This is a genomic window from Streptomyces sp. DH37 (genome assembly GCF_029813835.1).
Lineage (GTDB): Bacteria > Actinomycetota > Actinomycetes > Streptomycetales > Streptomycetaceae > Streptomyces.
Map to the genome: position 1 here is coordinate 1 of NZ_JARVKV010000047.1, position 14,039 is coordinate 14,039.

12 protein-coding genes and 1 riboswitch are annotated in these 14,039 nt (G+C 72.7%); of the genes, 4 read left to right on the forward strand and 8 right to left on the reverse strand.

From position 1 onward, the window contains the following. Window positions 1-98 precede the first annotated feature (98 nt). From QC029_RS21255 to QC029_RS21290, 8 genes are all read right to left on the reverse strand, one after another. Window positions 99-1,208, reverse strand: a complete 1,110-nt coding sequence (locus tag QC029_RS21255; RefSeq protein WP_279557323.1) for an ABC transporter ATP-binding protein — start codon at window positions 1,206-1,208, stop codon at window positions 99-101. Then, the gene (locus QC029_RS21260) at window positions 1,205-2,356 is read right to left on the reverse strand and encodes an ABC transporter ATP-binding protein (RefSeq protein ID WP_279557324.1); all 1,152 of its coding nucleotides are present in this window, start codon (window positions 2,354-2,356) and stop codon (window positions 1,205-1,207) included. The genes QC029_RS21255 and QC029_RS21260 overlap by 4 nt, the downstream gene beginning before the upstream one ends. A gap of 4 nt (window positions 2,357-2,360) precedes the next feature. Beyond that, window positions 2,361-3,314, reverse strand: coding sequence for an ABC transporter permease (locus QC029_RS21265; RefSeq protein WP_279557325.1), 954 nt, complete (start codon window positions 3,312-3,314; stop codon window positions 2,361-2,363). Then, a complete protein-coding gene (locus tag QC029_RS21270; RefSeq protein WP_279557326.1) occupies window positions 3,314-4,318 on the reverse strand; it encodes an ABC transporter permease in 1,005 nt (334 codons plus the stop codon). The genes QC029_RS21265 and QC029_RS21270 overlap by 1 nt, the downstream gene beginning before the upstream one ends. A gap of 99 nt (window positions 4,319-4,417) precedes the next feature. Next, entirely contained in the window at window positions 4,418-6,079 is a 1,662-nt protein-coding gene (locus QC029_RS21275; protein ID WP_279557327.1) for an ABC transporter substrate-binding protein, read from the reverse strand. A 237-nt stretch (window positions 6,080-6,316) separates the two neighbouring features. Continuing rightward, window positions 6,317-7,087: an enhanced serine sensitivity protein SseB C-terminal domain-containing protein gene (locus QC029_RS21280; RefSeq protein WP_279557328.1), complete on the reverse strand. Its 771-nt coding sequence runs from the start codon at window positions 7,085-7,087 to the stop codon at window positions 6,317-6,319. Between the two features lie 165 nt (window positions 7,088-7,252). Then, the gene (locus QC029_RS21285; protein WP_279557329.1) at window positions 7,253-8,032 is read right to left on the reverse strand and encodes an enhanced serine sensitivity protein SseB; all 780 of its coding nucleotides are present in this window, start codon (window positions 8,030-8,032) and stop codon (window positions 7,253-7,255) included. An 83-nt stretch (window positions 8,033-8,115) separates the two neighbouring features. Beyond that, window positions 8,116-8,772 carry an AAA family ATPase gene (locus tag QC029_RS21290; RefSeq protein WP_279557330.1) on the reverse strand — a complete coding sequence of 219 codons (657 nt, stop codon included), beginning with the start codon at window positions 8,770-8,772 and terminating at the stop codon, window positions 8,116-8,118. A 257-nt stretch (window positions 8,773-9,029) separates the two neighbouring features. Then, window positions 9,030-9,140: riboswitch (glycine riboswitch) on the forward strand. Between the two features lie 176 nt (window positions 9,141-9,316). Here QC029_RS21290 and gcvT point away from each other — a divergent pair. The 4 genes from gcvT to QC029_RS21310 all read left to right on the forward strand — a co-directional run bounded on the left by gcvT (window position 9,317) and on the right by QC029_RS21310 (window position 13,807). Further along, complete coding sequence (gene gcvT / locus QC029_RS21295; RefSeq protein WP_279557331.1) at window positions 9,317-10,444, forward strand: glycine cleavage system aminomethyltransferase GcvT; 1,128 nt, start codon at window positions 9,317-9,319, stop codon at window positions 10,442-10,444. 98 nt (window positions 10,445-10,542) lie between these two features. Continuing rightward, window positions 10,543-10,920: a glycine cleavage system protein GcvH gene (gcvH, locus tag QC029_RS21300; RefSeq protein WP_279557332.1), complete on the forward strand. Its 378-nt coding sequence runs from the start codon at window positions 10,543-10,545 to the stop codon at window positions 10,918-10,920. A gap of 79 nt (window positions 10,921-10,999) precedes the next feature. After that, window positions 11,000-12,277 (forward strand): serine hydroxymethyltransferase, encoded by a 1,278-nt coding sequence (gene glyA, locus QC029_RS21305; RefSeq protein WP_279557333.1) that lies wholly within the window; start codon window positions 11,000-11,002, stop codon window positions 12,275-12,277. 138 nt (window positions 12,278-12,415) lie between these two features. Next, a complete protein-coding gene (locus QC029_RS21310; protein ID WP_279557334.1) occupies window positions 12,416-13,807 on the forward strand; it encodes an L-serine ammonia-lyase in 1,392 nt (463 codons plus the stop codon). Window positions 13,808-14,039: the final 232 nt, after the last annotated feature.

Genomic DNA, 14,039 nt, shown 5'->3' on the forward strand with positions numbered 1-14,039 from the left:
TCTCCGCCCGCCTCCCGCCCGTGCGGGCGGAGAGGCGGGCGGCGGGGCCGTACGGTCCGCGGGGACGCTGTAGGACGCTGTAAGACGCGGTGCGCGGCTCATGTGGCCGCGGTCGCGGCCTCCTCGGTCTCGGCGTGCCCGGCGTCCCCCCTGGGCCCGGCGTGCCCGGCGTGCCCGGCCGGAACCACCTGGGCCGCGTTGTGCGAGGGGCTGATCCGGCCGTCGGCGATCTCCTCGGCGTAGTGGCAGGCCACCTTGTGGCCGCCGCCCAGGTCCCGCAGTTCGGGGCGGTCGGTCGCGCAGAGCCTCTCCTGCTTCCACGGGCAGCGGGTGTGGAAGCGGCAGCCGGCCGGCGGGTTCGCCGGGGAGGGCAGGTCGCCGGTGAGCAGGATGCGCTCGCGGTTGTCCTCGACCTCCGGGTCGGGCACCGGCACGGCCGACATCAGCGCCCGGGTGTACGGGTGCCGGGGCTCGGCGTACAGCGTGTCGCTGGGCGCCTCCTCCACCAGCGAGCCCAGGTACATCACCCCGACGACGTCGGAGATGTGCCGCACCACGGCCAGGTCGTGGGCGATGACCACGTACGTCAGCCCCATCTCCTGCTGGAGCTCCTCCAGCAGGTTGATCACCTGCGCCTGGATGGAGACGTCCAGCGCGGAGACCGGCTCGTCGCAGATGATCACGTCCGGTTCCAGGACCAGCGCCCGGGCGATGCCGATGCGCTGCCGCTGCCCGCCGGAGAACTCGTGCGGGTAGCGGGAGAGCGCGTTGGCGGGCAGCCCGACCCGCGCCAGGATGCCGCGGATCCTCTCGCGGCGCTCCTCCTGGCTCGCGCCGATGCCGTGGGCCTCCATGCCCTCGGAGAGGATCGACTCGATGTTCTGCCGGGGGTTGAGGCTGCCCAGCGGGTCCTGGAAGACCATCTGGAGCCGGCGGCGGAAGCGGCGCATCTCCTCGTCCGGCAGCTTCGCCAGGTCGGTGCCGTCGAAGACGACCTCGCCGTCGGTGACGTCCACCAGCCGCAGGATCGCCCGGCCGAGCGTGGTCTTGCCGCAGCCCGACTCGCCCACCAGACCGTACGTCTGGCCGGGCTCGACGGAGAGCGAGACGCCGTCGACGGCGTAGACGTGGCCGACCGTGCGGTCGAAGAGGATGCCCCTCTTCACCGGGAAGTGGACCTTCACACCGTTCAGGTGGAGCAGACTCATGCTCCGGCCTCCTTCTCGGCCGTGCCGGCCGTCTCGACCGCCGCGGCCTTCTCCGCCGGCCCGGCCTTCTCCGCCGGCTCGGCCCGCCCGGACGCGGTGCCGCCGGCGGCGTCCGTCCCGGGCACCTCCTCCGGCCCGGGCAGCGCGGCCCCGCGCAGTTCGGCGGCGCCCTCGGAGAACACCGGGTTGACGCACCGCACCTGGTGGCCGGGCCTGCGGGGCTCGCCCAGCGCCGGGGTGCCCTGAAGGCACTGGAGGGTGTAGTGGTCGCACCGGGGGGCGAAGGCGCAGCCGTCCTCCCAGGCGATCGTGTCGTTGATGGAACCGCGGATGGGCCGGAGCGGCTCGCCGCGCGGCGCGTCGAGCCGGGGGATGGACCCCAGCAGCCCGTTGGCGTACGGATGGGTCGGCGCCTCGAACAGCTCGCGGCGCGCGGCGGACTCCACCACCTTGCCCGCGTACAGCACGTTGACCTGGTCGCACAGGCCCGCGACCACGCCCAGGTCGTGGGTGATCATCAGCAGGGCGGTGCCCTCCTCGTCGACCAGTTCCTTGAGGAGCTCCAGGATCTGGGCCTGGATCGTCACGTCCAGCGCGGTGGTCGGCTCGTCGGCGATCAGCAGCCGCGGCGCGCAGGCCACCGCCATGGCGATCAGGGCGCGCTGCCGCATGCCGCCGGAGAGCTGGTGCGGGTACTCCTTCAGCCGCCGGTCGGGGTCGGGGATGCCGACCCGCTCCAGCAGGGAGGCGGCCTCCCTGCGGGCGGCCTCGCCCTTCAGCCCCCGGTGCCGGGTCAGGATCTCGGTGACCTGGATCCCGATGGGCACCACCGGGTTCAGCGAGGACAGCGGGTCCTGGAAGATCATCGCCAGCTGGGAGCCGCGCAGGTCCCGCATCCTCTTCGGGCTCAGGGTCAGCAGGTCGGCGGTGCCGTCGAAGACGGCCCGGCCGCCGAGCCGCACGCCCCGGGAGGGCAGCAGCCCCATCAGGGCCAGCGAGGTGACGGATTTGCCGCAGCCCGACTCCCCGACCAGGCCGACAACCTGGCCCTGGTCGACGTCGAAGGACACTCCCGACACGGCCCTCACGTCGCGCCGGCCGCGCTGGGTGAAGGTGACGGTCAGTTCGTCCACGGAAAGCAGGGCCATGTGATCAACTCCGCAGTTTCGGGTCGAGGGCTTCCCGCATCGCCTCGCCCAGCAGGGTGAAGCCGAGCGCGGTGACGATGATGCCCAGCGCGGGGTAGACCGCGAGCATCGGTGCGCTGTCGAAGTAGCCCTGCGCCTGGGCCAGCATGACGCCCCACTCCGGTTCGGCGGCGTCGGGGTTGCCCAGACCGAGGTAGGACAGCGCCGCCGCCTCGATGATGGCGGTGGCCAGGCTCAGGGTGGCCTGGACGATCACCGGGCTCAGCGAGTTGGGCAGCACGTGGCCGAGCGCGATGCGCCGCTTGCGCACCCCGAGGGCCTGGGCGGCCAGCACGTAGTCCGAGCCGCCCTGCGCCAGCATGGCGCCGCGCAGCAGCCGGGCGAAGACGGGGATCTGCACCACGCCCACCGCGATCATCACGGTGGTCAGGGACTGGCCCATGACCGCCGCGATGCTGACGGCCAGCAGCAGCGAGGGCAGCGCCAGCATGATGTCGATGACGCGCATCACGGCGGTGTCGATCCGGCGGCCGACCTTGCCGCCCAGCACCAGGGCGGCGCCCGAGGCGCCGCCGATCAGCGCGCCGACGGTGAAGCCCAGCAGCGTGGAGACGATGCCGACCAGCAGTGTCTGGCGGGCTCCCACCAGCATCCGGGAGAACTCGTCGCGGGCCAGGTGGTCCAGGCCGAGCCAGTTCTCGGCGCGGGGGCCGACGAAGATGTTCTGGTTGGTGAAGACCTCACCGCGCCACAGCTGCGCGGTGGGGCTGTACGGGGCGACCCACGGGCCCACGATCGCGACCACCACGAACACGCCGATGATGCACGCGCCGATCACGGCCATCTTGCTGCTCTTCAGCCGGCGCCAGGCCTCGACCCACAGACTGGCGCCCGTGGAGGTCTCGGTGGACGCGGTGAGTTCGGCGAGCCGGTCGATCTTGTCGGTCTTGGTGCTCATCAGTGCACCCGCACTCTCGGGTCGATAAGGCTGTAGGCGAGGTCGACCAGCAGGTTGATGACGACGTACGCGGCCGCGATGAACATGATGAAGCCCACCAGGACCGGGTAGTCGCGCTCGTCGATGGCGGTCTTGATGAACGAGCCGATGCCGCCGAAGGCGAAGACCGACTCGGTGAGCACCGCGCCCGACAGCAGGCCGCCGGTGAGCAGGCCGATGGCGGTGACGACCGGCAGCAGCGCGTTGCGCAGCACGTGGCGGCCGCGTACCACCTGCCGGCTCAGGCCCTTGGACTCGGCGGTGCGCACGTAGTCCTCGCCGAGCACCTCCAGGACGCTGGCCCGGGTCATGCGGGTGATGATGGCCAGCGGGATCGAGGAGAGCGCCAGGGCCGGGAGCACCAGGTGCCTCACCGCGTCCCAGGCCGCGTCGAACTCGCCGGTGAGGATGCCGTCCAGGACGTAGAAGCCGGTGACCTCGGTGGCGTCGATGCCGGTGGTCTGGCGGCCGAAGCTGGGGAACCAGCCGAGCTGGACGGCGAAGACCGCCTTGAGCAGGAACGCCAGGAAGAACACCGGGATGCAGATGCCCACCAGGGAACCGGAGACCGCGGTGACGTCCAGCCAGCTGCCGCGCCGGCGGGCGGCGAAGTAGCCCAGCGGTACGCCGACGGCGATGGCGATGATCATGGCCGAGATCCCGAGCTCCACCGTGGCGGGGAACGCCCGGGTGAACTCGTCCCACACCGGCTGGCCGGTCTGGGTGGAGACGCCCAGGTCCAGCTCGAACAGCCGCTTGAGGAAGCGGCCGTACTGGACCCACACGGGCTGGTCGAGTCCGAGCGCCGCCTCGATGCGGGCCTTGTCGGCGGCTGTGGCGCGCTCGCCGAGCATGGCCGCGGCGGGTCCGCCGGGCAGCCGGTTCAGCCAGATGAACAGCAGAACCGACAGGCCCAGCAGGGTGGGTATCAGTTGGAGCAGTCTTCGTACGACGAGACGCAACACCCCGCGATGCTCCTTTCTCTGGTTTCCAGGTCCTCAAGCGCAGGTCCGCCCGGCCACTTCGGATGCCGTGGCCGGGCGGACCTGCGCGCGGTCATGCTTTTACTTGAAGGAGACCTCGGCGAAGTTCTCCTGCGTCAGCGGGGAGACCTTCGGGGGGTTGACGTCCTTGGCGAACGCGATGGACGGCGGGGACGAGGAGACCGGGACGCCCGGCAGGTAGTCCATGATGACCTCGTTGGCCTTCTTGTACAGCTCCACGCGCTTGGCGACGTCCGGCTCGGCCTCGGCCTTCTTCACCGCGTCGAAGACCTTGTCGTCGCGGAAGCCCCACTGCTTGTCGTAGCCGGCGAACCAGGTGCCGATGAAGTTGTAGGCGTCGTTGAAGTCACCGGTCCAGCCCAGCAGGTGCAGGTCGCACGAGCCGGCCTCGGTGGCGTCCAGGTAGTCCGGGGCCCACTTCATGGGCTTGGGGGTGACCTTGATGCCGGCCTTCTCCAGGTCGGCCTTCATCAGCTCGAACATGTCCGCCGGGGCGGGCATGTACGGACGGGTGACCTCGGTCGGGTAGCAGAAGTCGACCGCGAGCTTCTCCTCGCCGGCCTTCTCCAGCAGGTCCTTGGCCTTGGCGGTGTCGAACGCGTAGGAGGCGACCTTGTCCGAGTAGCCGTCGATGGTGTCCGGCACGAACTGGGTGGCCGCCACGCCGCCCTCGGGCAGCTGCGTCTTGACGACGTTCTCGCGGTCGATGGCGTGGGCGATCGCCATGCGGACGTCCTTCTTCTTCAGGGCCTTGTTCGCCTCCTGCGACATGCCCATGTAGAAGATGTTGAACACGCCGCGGACCGGGACCTGGAAGCCCTCCTTCTCCAGGGTCTTCACGTCCGAGGGCGCGACCAGGTCGTAGCCGTGGATGTTGCCGGCCTGCAGCGCCTGGCGGCGGGCGGACTCGTCGGCGATGGTGCGGAAGACCAGCTTCTTCACACCGGCCTTCTCACCCCAGTAGTCGTCGAAGCGCTCGAGGGTGACTTCCTTGTTGCCCTTGTCCCACTCGACGATCCTGAAGGGGCCGGTACCGGCGACGGTGCCCGCCTCCTGGCTGTACTTGGGGTAGGAGATGGCGTCGCCCTCGCCGCTCAGCTCCTGCTTCTCGTAGGCCTCGATGGCCTTCGGGGAGTGGATGGCGAGCGCCTGGAGGGAGAAGCCGCCGGGCAGGTTGGCGGAGGACTCGTGCACGTTGATGACGGCGGTGAGCTCGTCCTTCGCCTCGCAGCTCTTGTAGTTGGCCTTGGGCGTGTCCTTGCTCTCGTTCTTGGCGAAGCCGCCGAAGATGGTCTGCCAGTAGTACGAGACCGCGCTCTCCTGGTACGTGCCCGTCCAGTTGAACCAGTGGTCGTAGTTCTTGCACACCGCCTCGGCGGTCAGCTTCTCGCCGTCGTGGAACGTCACGCCCTTGCGGAGCTTGAAGGTCCACTGGGTGCCCGTCTCGTCGGCCTCCCACGACTCGGCGAGGCCGCCGACCAGTTCGGTGCCGCCCGGCTCGTGCTCGATCAGCGCCTCGAACGCCTGGCGGGTGACGCGGAACGTCTCACCGTCGCTCGCCAGCGCGGGGTCCAGGGAGCCCGGGTCACCGGCGGCGCCGAAGACGAAGGTGTCTCCCCCTTCGCTCTTCTCGCCTCGTTCACTGGCACATCCAGTGGCGATCACACCAACCGCGAGGGTGGCCGCGATCGTCTGGACGACCCTGGAACCGGTTATTCGCATGTTCCACCTCAGGGGTCGGTGACGGTTCGACTGCTGGTCGCCCGAACAGTACTGCGCCCAACCATCGGTGTGAACTGTCCGCATGTCGGTGATATAGACCTGAGACCCTGGCCGCGGAACGACGACACCGCAGGTCGAAGCACGGAAACACGGACGAAACCCTCGGCGCGGTGGAGCGTCGGCGGCGGGGACGGGGAGGAGCGGCCGGGGCCGGCCGGACGGTCCCGGCGGGCGGCCTCAGTAGGGGCGCGGGTAGCCGTAGCCGTGCCCGGGGGCCGCCGCGGGGGCCGCGCCGCCGTGGGCGTCACGGTCGAAGAACGGGCGGGAGTTGGCCCGCAGCCACATGGCCACCGGGTCGTACTCGTCCGACATCGACACCGTGGAGACCGCCAGCCCGTCCGGCACCGCGGCCACCGACTGCTGCATCATCGACCGCACCGACTCCACGGCCTGCGGCGCGCTGTCGTACAGGTCGAGCCCGATCACCAGGTGCGGCGCCCCCAGGGCGGGCTGCACCCAGGCCCGGCGCAGGGTGCGCACGGCGGGCGTGCGGTGGGCGTTCTGCACGAGCTGGGCGTAGAAGTGCGGTACGTCCACGGTCGGTTCGCCGATGCGCAGCGGGCCGGCCGGCAGCCGGTCCAGCCCGCCGGCGATCCGGCGCAGGTCGAGCCACGGGACGCCGACGCCGCCGCCGGGCGCGTGCGGGTTGAGCCACAGCCCCCAGCGGTCGGGGAAGAGGGCGGCGGCGATCTCGCGTCCGCCGACCACCTCGTGCGCCCTGGTCCAGCCGGAGGCCGCCAGTTCCCGCTCGGAGGTCACGCAGGGCGCGTAGCCGTGCCCGGCGACCTCCATGTTCCCGTACTGGGCGTCGGGCGACCCGGCCCGGCCGTGCCAGAGCAGCATCCACACCCGGCCGGAGGCGAGGGCGCGCAGCAGCGCTTCGTAGGTGTCGTACCGCCCGGGCGCCACCTGGTGCAGCAGCTGCTCAACGCTTCCACCCGCGCTCACGTGGGCCGCCCCTTCTCGCGTCTTCCTCACCTCACCGGGCCGCGCGCGCGTCCCGCCCCGACATCCAACCAGCTTACGGTCCGTGTCCGACAGGGCCCGGACTACTCAGCCGCTGCTGGGGGCGGGTACTCAGAACGGGCCCTCGGGACGGCGCCGGCCCCGGCCTCAGTACGGCTGGTCCTGGCGCGTGTAGAAGGGCCGCACGCACTGGCGCATCCAGTCCACGACCGGATCCCGCGCCGCGTCCAGCAGCACCATCTGCACCGGCCACCGCACCGGCTCCCGGCCCAGCGCGCGGCCGAGCGCGTCGTGCGCCGCCGCCCTGGACTCCGGGTCCAGCAGGTCCAGTTCCACGCCCACGAAGAGCGCGGGCGGGTCGCCCTCGGCGCTGGCCAGGCCGCGGCGCGCGGTGCGGACCCCCGGCAGCACCGCGAACTCCCCGGCCGCGGCGGCCAGGAAGTCCACCGGCTCCTCCTGCCAGTCGGGCTCGAAGAGCCGGACCCGGGCGCCGCTCACCACCCCCGGGATCCCCTCGGCGCCGCCCTCGCGGCACAGCTCGGCCACGGCGGGCGGGGGCAGCGGGAGGCCGACGGTGCCCTGGGGGTTGATCGCGATGCCCACCTGCGGCGGCAGACCGCGGGCGAACTCCCGGGCGGGCGCGACGGCGAAGGACAGGTGCGAGCCGGCGCACTGCAGGAACTGCTGCTCGGAGCTGAAGACGGGGACGTAGGGCGCCCCGTCGAGCTGGATCGTGGGCAGGTCGAGGTTCGGGCTCTCCGGCCCGCCGCCCTCGGGCAGCGGCACCCACAGGCTGCTGCGCCCGAGCACCTCCAGCAGCCGGGCGCCCGCTCCGGGGACGCCGAGGGACGCGGCGAGGGTTTCCTCCAGCTCGTTGCCGGGCCAGCCACCGCCGTGTCCCGGTCCGTACTGCTGCGGGATGGTCATGTGGAAACCCTATCGGCACCGGGCGATCGCGCCCGCCCTCCCGTCCGTGCCTCCCCCGTCCGCGCGCCCTCCCGCCCCACCCGCTACTCGAACACCACTCCGCGCAGCGCTCCGGCCGCCGCCCGGTCCAGCAGCACCGCCGAGACGCAGCCCTCCGGCAGCCGTCCCTCCTCGGCGTCCGCGACCAGGCGCCGCACCGCCCGGCGGTGCCGGGCGAAGGCGTACGCCGACACGCCGCGCCCCCGCTCCGCCTGCCCGGACAGCGCCACCCGCGGCGGCACGTCCAGCAGCACCAGGTGCAGGGCCCGTCCGCGCCGCCGCGCGTCCCGGGCCAGCCAGCGGCGCACCCAGCCCTGGGCGCCGCAGTCGTGCACCACGACGCCGGCGCCCGAGGCCAGGGCCCGCCGCAGCGCGAGGTAGTGGGCGATCCGGACCAGGGGTCGGTAGACGGCGTACGGCAGCCGGGCGGGCATCCGCCGCTCCCACCGCTCCCGCATGTCCTGGGAGTCGATCCGCACCACCGTCTCGTTGGCGGCGACCACGCGCCGGATGAGGGTGGACTTGCCGCTGCCCGGCAGCCCCGAGACGACCACCCGGTCCCCGGCGGGGAAGCGCAGGACCCGTACCGCCGCGGTGCCGCGCAGATCGCGCCCGCCGACCCGCGCCGCCGTCCTCGCCGCGGGCGTGCGCCGGGGCACCGCCCCGCCCTGTGCCGTACAAGCACTCTCCAGGCTGCTCACCGGTAAGCCCTCCCCGCTTTCCGGCCGCGCACTCGCGGCTCCATCCAGAGCGTGTCAAGAAGGACGACGGCGGACAAGGTGGCCGCTCACCAGGTGTGTCACGGCGCCGTCCCCGTCCTGTCCCCGTGCTGCCCCCTCGTGCCGTCCCCGTCCTGTCCCCGTCCCGTTCCCGCCCCGCCGCCGCCGCTTCGCGCCCGCGCGGTCCCGCCGCGCGCCGGGCGTGCGATGATGAGCGCGCCAACTGCATACCGGCCGATCGAGTCCGCGCGGGAGAGTTCCCGGAGAACCGCTGGTCACGGCGGGTTCCGGGGCGCCGAAGGAGCAAGTCCTCCCTTGAATCTCTCAGGCCCCGATACCGCGTGGACGAGGCAGATCTGAAAAGCGGACGACTCCCCCGAGCGGAGGCGTCCCACCCAAGGTGCAAGCCGTGGCCCGCCCGTGCGGACTCGTGGCGAACCTCTCAGGTTCCGATGACAGATGGGGAGGACGTGTCCTTCCCACCGTCCTCGCACGCCATCGCCACCTCGCCTGGGAGCTTCGAGCCATGAGTGATTCCCCCCGCCGCACCGCCCTCGACGCCGTGCACCGCGCCCTCGGCGCGACCATGACGGACTTCGCGGGCTGGGACATGCCGCTGCGCTACGGCAGCGAGCGCGACGAGCACCACGCCGTGCGCACCCGCGCCGGCCTGTTCGACCTGAGCCACATGGGCGAGATCACCGTCACCGGTCCGCAGGCCGGCGAGCTGCTGGACCACGCCCTGGTCGGCCATCTGTCCGCCGTCCCCGTGGGCCGGGCCCGCTACACCATGATCTGCGACGAGGAGGGCGGCATCCTCGACGACCTGATCGTCTACCGGCTCGGCGCCGAGGAGTACCTGGTCGTCGCCAACGCCTCCAACGCCCAGGTGGTCCTGGACGCCCTCACCGAACGGCGCGACGGCTCCGGCCTCCCGGGGGCCGACGTGCGCGACGACCGGGACGCCTACGCGCTGCTGGCCGTCCAGGGTCCCGAGGCGCCCGCCGTCCTGGCGAAGCTCACCGACGCCGACCTCGACGGCCTGAAGTACTACGCCGGGCTGCCCGGCACCGTCGCCGGGGTGGAGGCGCTGATCGCCCGCACCGGCTACACCGGCGAGGACGGCTTCGAGCTGTTCGTGGCCCCCGGCGACGCCGGTGCGCTGTGGTCGGCGCTGACCGACGCGGGCGCGGACGCGGGCCTGGTGCCGTGCGGGCTCTCCTGCCGCGACACGCTGCGGCTGGAGGCGGGCATGCCGCTGTACGGGCACGAGCTGACCCGCTCCACCACCCCCTTCGACGCCGGGCTCGGCCGCGTGGTGAAGTTCGACAAGCCCGGCGACTTCGTCGGCCGCGCCGCCCTGGAGGCCGCCGCCGCGCGGGCCGCCGAGAACCCGCCGCGCAGGCTCGTCGGCCTCGTCGCCGCCGGCCGCCGGGTGCCGCGCGCCGGGTACGCGGTGGTCGACGCCGCGGGCGCGGTGATCGGCGAGGTCACCTCCGGCGCCCCCTCCCCCACCCTGGGGAAGCCGATCGCGATGGCGTACGTGGACGCCGCCCACGCCGCCCCCGGCACCGGGGGTGTGGCGGTGGACATCCGCGGTACGCATGAGCCGTACGAGGTCGTCGCGCTGCCGTTCTACCGGCGCGAGCGCTGACGGTCCCTGTGCCGCCGCGGCCCCGCCGTCCGGCCCCCGCCGTCCCACCTGGCAAGACCCATTTCTCACACCACACCTCTGATCAGGAGAATTGCGCCATGAGCAACCCCCAGCAGCTGCGCTACAGCAAGGAGCACGAGTGGCTGTCGGCCGCCGAGGACGGCGTCTCGACGATCGGCATCACCGAGCACGCGGCCACCGCGCTCGGCGACGTCGTCTTCGTGCAGCTCCCCGAGGTCGGCGACACGGTGACCGCGGGCGAACCCTGCGGCGAGCTGGAGTCGACCAAGTCGGTCAGCGACCTGTACGCGCCGGTCTCCGGTGAGGTCACCGAGGTCAACCAGGACGTGGTGGACGACCCGGCGCTGGTGAACTCCGCTCCCTTCGAGGGCGGCTGGCTGTTCAGGGTCCGCGTGACCGAGGAGCCGGAGGACCTGCTCTCCGCCGACGAGTACACCGCCTTCACCGGCGAGTGACCGGCCTCCCCGCCGCCCGGCGCCGCCCGCGCCCGAATCCGTCGCCCGCCGCCAGCACACCACGATCGGAAAGACCCGGATGTCACTTCTGAACAGTTCCCTGCACGAGGTCGACCCCGACGTCGCCGCAGCCGTCGACGCGGAGCTGCGCCGCCAGCAGACCACCCTGGAGATGATCGCGTCGGAGAACTTCGCTCCGGTCGCCGCCCTCCAGGCCCAGGGCTCGGTCCTCACCAACAAGTACGCCGAGGGCTACCCCGGCCGCCGCTACTACGGCGGCTGCGAGCACGTCGACGTCATCGAGGACATCGCCCGCGAGCGGGTGAAGGCCCTCTTCGGCGCCGAGGCCGCCAACGTCCAGCCGCACTCGGGCGCCTCGGCCAACGCCGCGGCGATGTTCGCCCTGCTGGACCCGGGCGACACCATCCTGGGCCTGGACCTGGCGCACGGCGGCCACCTGACCCACGGCATGAAGATCAATTTCTCCGGCAAGCTGTACGACGTGGTCGCCTACCACGTCGACGCCGAGACCGGCCTGGTCGACATGGAGGAGGTCGAGCGGCTGGCGCGGGAGCGCCGGCCGAAGCTGATCATCGCCGGCTGGTCGGCGTACCCCCGGCAGCTCGACTTCGCCGCCTTCCGCCGCATCGCCGACGAGGTGGGCGCGCTGCTGATGGTGGACATGGCGCACTTCGCCGGCCTGGTGGCCGCGGGCCTCCACCCCAACCCGGTGCCGTACGCGGACGTGGTCACGACCACGACCCACAAGACCCTCGGCGGCCCGCGCGGCGGTGTGATCCTGTCGAAGCAGGAGTACGCCAAGAAGATCAACTCCGCGGTCTTCCCCGGCCAGCAGGGCGGCCCGCTGGAGCACGTCATCGCGGCGAAGGCGGTCGCCTTCAAGATCGCGGCGACGGAGGAGTTCAAGGACCGCCAGCGCCGTACGCTGGAGGGCGCGAGGCTGCTGGCCGAGCGGCTGACGCGGCCGGAGACGGCCGAGGCGGGCGTGTCCGTGCTGTCGGGCGGCACCGACGTCCACCTCGTCCTGGTCGACCTGCGCAACAGCGAGCTGGACGGCCGGCAGGCCGAGGACCGCCTGCACGGCATCGGCATCACGGTCAACCGCAACGCCGTCCCGAACGACCCCCGCCCGCCGATGGTCACCTCGGGCCTGCGCATCGGCACCCCGGCACTGGCCACGCGCGGTTTCACGGCCGATGACTTCCGCGAGGTCGCGGACGTCATCGCCGAGGCGCTGATGCCGTCGTTCGACCGGGACGGCGCGGGCGCGGCCGAGAAGCTGGCCGCCCGCGTCTCGGCGCTCGCCGACAAGCACCCGCTGTACCCGGGCCTGTAGGCCCGGGCGCGGCACCCCGGGTGCGCCGCCCGACCGGCGGCGCACCCGTCCCGCCCCGTGTCCCGCGCATCCGCGGGACCCCACGCCCGCCGCACCCGGCGGGCCGCGAACCACGAGCAGACAAGGGAGTCCGCCACCGTGGCCATCTCCGTCTTCGACCTCTTCTCCATCGGCATCGGCCCCTCCAGCTCCCACACGGTGGGCCCGATGCGGGCGGCCGGGATGTTCGCGCGCCGGCTGCGGAAGGAGGGCGTGCTGACCCGCACCGCCTCGCTGCGGGCCGAGCTGTTCGGCTCCCTGGGCGCCACCGGCCACGGCCACGGCACGCCCAAGGCGGTGCTGCTGGGCCTGGCAGGCCACTCGCCGCGCACCGTCGACGTCGAGGCGGCGGAGGCGGAGGTGGAGCGCGTGCGGCGCTCGGGCCGGCTGGGCCTGCTCACCGCCGACGAGGAGGCGGGCGGCGCGGGTCATGAGATCGCCTTCGACGTCGACCGGGAGCTGGTGCTGCACCGCCGCCGCTCGCTGCCGTACCACGCCAACGGCATGACGCTCGCCGCGTACGGCGCCGACGGCGAGCCGCTGCTGGAGAAGACGTACTACTCGGTCGGCGGCGGCTTCGTGGTGGACGAGGACGCGGCCGGCTCCGGCCGCATCAAGCTCGACGACACGGTGCTGAAGTACCCCTTCCGCACCGGCGACGAGCTGCTGCGCACCGCCCGTGAGACGGGCCTGTCGGTCTCGGCGCTGATGCTGGAGAACGAGAGGGCCTGGCGCACCGAGGAGGAGATCCGCGCGGGCCTGCTGGAGATCTGGCGGGTGATGCGCGAGTGCGTGGCCCGCGGCCTGTCGCGGGAGGGCATCCTGCCCGGCGGTCTGAAGGTCCGCCGGCGCGCCGCCGCCTCGGCCCGCCGGCTGCGCGCCGAGGGCGACGCCGCGGCGCACGCCATGGAGTGGCTGACGCTCTACGCGATGGCGGTCAACGAGGAGAACGCGGCGGGCGGCCGCGTCGTCACCGCCCCCACCAACGGCGCGGCGGGCATCATCCCGGCCGTCCTGCACTACGCGATGGAGTTCGTCCCCGGCACCGACGACGACACCGTCGTGCGCTTCCTGCTGACCGCGGGCGCCATCGGCCTGCTGTTCAAGGAGAACGCCTCCATCTCCGGCGCCGAGGTCGGCTGCCAGGGCGAGGTCGGCTCCGCCTGCTCCATGGCCGCCGGCGGCCTCGCCGAGATCCTGGGCGGCTCCCCCGAGCAGGTCGAGAACGCCGCCGAGATCGGCATCGAGCACAACCTGGGCCTGACCTGCGACCCCGTGGGCGGTCTGGTCCAGATCCCCTGCATCGAGCGCAACGGCATGGCGGCGGTCAAGGCGGTCACCGCGGCCCGGATGTCCCTGCGCGGCGACGGCCGCCACCACGTCTCCCTGGACAAGGCCATCAAGACGATGAAGGAGACGGGCGCGGACATGAAGGTCAAGTACAAGGAGACCGCGCGCGGCGGGCTGGCCGTCAACGTCATCGAGTGCTGAGGGGGGCCGGCCGCGTTCCGGCCCGTCCCCGTCCGGCGCCACCGCGCTGACGCCGGACGGGGACGGGCCGACACCGCGCCGACACCGCGCCGAGCCCTCCGGCAGCCGGTCCCGGGCCCGGTCGACCGGCCGGCGCCGCCGAACAGGCGGGACCTCCCCCGAGGACGCCTCCGGGCGGGGCGCGGTTTCCGCGGCGGTTGCGCGGCGGCTGCGGAGGCCGCCGACGGCCCGG

Excerpts from the sequence above, each read along its gene's own strand:
- QC029_RS21255 (WP_279557323.1), bottom strand. The coding sequence starts at position 1,208 with ATGAGTCTGCTCCACCTGAACGGTGTGAAGGTCCACTTCCCGGTGAAG.
- QC029_RS21260 (WP_279557324.1), bottom strand. The coding sequence starts at position 2,356 with ATGGCCCTGCTTTCCGTGGACGAACTGACCGTCACCTTCACCCAGCGC.
- QC029_RS21265 (WP_279557325.1), bottom strand. The coding sequence starts at position 3,314 with ATGAGCACCAAGACCGACAAGATCGACCGGCTCGCCGAACTCACCGCG.
- QC029_RS21275 (WP_279557327.1), bottom strand. The coding sequence starts at position 6,079 with ATGCGAATAACCGGTTCCAGGGTCGTCCAGACGATCGCGGCCACCCTC.
- QC029_RS21285 (WP_279557329.1), bottom strand. The coding sequence starts at position 8,032 with ATGACCATCCCGCAGCAGTACGGACCGGGACACGGCGGTGGCTGGCCC.
- gcvT (WP_279557331.1), top strand. The coding sequence starts at position 9,317 with ATGAGTGATTCCCCCCGCCGCACCGCCCTCGACGCCGTGCACCGCGCC.
- gcvH (WP_279557332.1), top strand. The coding sequence starts at position 10,543 with ATGAGCAACCCCCAGCAGCTGCGCTACAGCAAGGAGCACGAGTGGCTG.
- glyA (WP_279557333.1), top strand. The coding sequence starts at position 11,000 with ATGTCACTTCTGAACAGTTCCCTGCACGAGGTCGACCCCGACGTCGCC.